Source organism: Roseateles sp. P5_E11 (genome assembly GCF_054049355.1).
This window is the reverse complement of record NZ_JBFUMO010000844.1, coordinates 1-1,827: the sequence shown is the minus strand read 5'-3', so window position 1 is coordinate 1,827 and position 1,827 is coordinate 1. Positions and strand designations below refer to the sequence as shown.

The 1,827-nt window shown below is 68.9% G+C and carries 1 protein-coding gene; it reads left to right on the top strand.

Features of this window, described 5'->3' with window-relative positions; genetic code table 11:
• Positions 1 to 199: 199 nt before the first annotated feature.
• On the top strand, positions 200 to 1,827 hold a 1,628-nt coding region (locus tag ACXJKR_RS31285), incomplete at its 3' end, for an ABC transporter transmembrane domain-containing protein (RefSeq protein WP_457326169.1).

The following is a 1,827-nucleotide window of genomic DNA, read 5'->3' as shown; positions in this document are numbered from 1 at the left end:
GAGTTGACCGGCTACGCAGGGCGCCTGCCACTACCGTGACCCACAATGCGCGCCGAATGCAGCCACGGCAACCCACCCGCCCGACCTTTGGCTGGGACAACCCGGCGCAGCCATGCGCTGCAACTGCTCTGCCACCAGGACCTTGACGACGCGATGCTGGCCCGCACCTGCGCCGTGTTGACTGAAAAGCTGTAACCCCATGAGTTCCACGACCGAACGCCCCGCGTCCAAGCAGGCCCGCTCCTTGAGCGGCCTGCTGCCCTTCCTGCGCCCCTACCGCGGCCGCATCGCGCTGGCCTTTGCAGCCCTGTTGCTGTCTGCCATGGCCACGCTGGCCTTCCCGCTGGCGTTGCGCGGCCTCATCGACGCCGGCTTCGAGGCCGCCAACCCCGGCGAGAAGCTGATGGCGTTGCGCGAGCATTTCCTCGCGATGTTCGCCGTCGGCGCCGCACTGGGGCTGTTCTCGGCGTCGCGCTTCTACATGGTCACCTGGCTGGGCGAGCGCGTGACGGCCGACATGCGCAACGCCGTCTACACCCATGTGCTGCGCCAGAGCCCTGAGTTCTTCGAGACGACGCAGACCGGCGAGGTGCTCTCCCRCATCACGACCGACACCACCGTCGTGCAGACCGTCGTCGGCTCCAGCCTGTCCATGGGCCTGCGCAACATGGTCATGGGCATCGGCGCGCTGGTCATGCTCATCGTCACCAATCCCTATGTGATGGGCCAGGTGCTGGGCATCCTGGTGCTGGTCGTGGCGCCGGCGCTTTACTTCGGCCGCCGCGTGCGCAAGCTCTCGCGCGCCAGCCAGGACCGTGTGGCTGACACCTCGGCCATCGCCGCCGAGGTGCTGAACGCCGTCACCGTCGTGCAGAGCTACACCCAGGAGGCGGCCGAGGCGAAGCGCTTCTCTGCCGCCAGCGAGGCAGCCTTCGACACGGCGCGCAAGCGCACGCGCATCCGCAGCTTCATGGTCGCCTTCATCATCACGGCCGTCTTCGGCGCCATGCTGTGGGGCCTCTACCAGGGCACGCAGGCCGTCATCGCCGGCAAGATCTCGGCGGGCCACCTGGGCCAGACCGTCGTCTACGTGACCCTGCTGGTCAGCAGCGTGGCCGTGCTGGCCGAAGTCTGGGGCGACGTGCTGCGCGCGGCGGGTGCAACGGAGCGCCTCATCGAACTGATGGAGGCGCGGTCACCAGTGGCCGAGCCCGCTGCGCCGAAGGCCTTGACGGCCGCGCAGGGCGGCAGCCGCGTCGAGTTCGACGCCATCACCTTCAACTACCCCTCGCGGCCCGCCACGGCGGCGTTGGACCGGCTCAGCCTGAACATCGCGCCCGGCGAGACCGTCGCCCTGGTCGGCCCCAGCGGCGCCGGCAAGAGCACGGTGCTGCAACTGCTGCTGCGCTTTTACGACCCGCAGTCCGGCTCGATCCGGCTCAACGGCGTCGAGACCCGCGAACTGAGCCTCAAGGATCTGCGCGCCAACATCGGCCTGGTGCCGCAGGACAGCGTCATCTTCTCGACCTCGGCAATGGAGAACATCCGCTACGGTCGCCCAAGCGCGACGGACGAGGAGGTCATCGCCGCAGCCAAGGCCGCCTTTGCCGACGATTTCATCCGCGCCCTGCCCGAGGGCTATCAGAGCTTCCTCGGCGAGCGCGGCGTGCGCCTGTCCGGCGGCCAGCGCCAGCGCATCAGCATCGCCCGGGCCATGTTGAAGAACCCGCCGCTGCTGCTGCTGGACGAAGCGACGAGCGCGCTCGACGCCGAAAGCGAACGCGTCGTGCAGGCCGCACTGGAAGCGGCCATGCAGCACCGCACGAC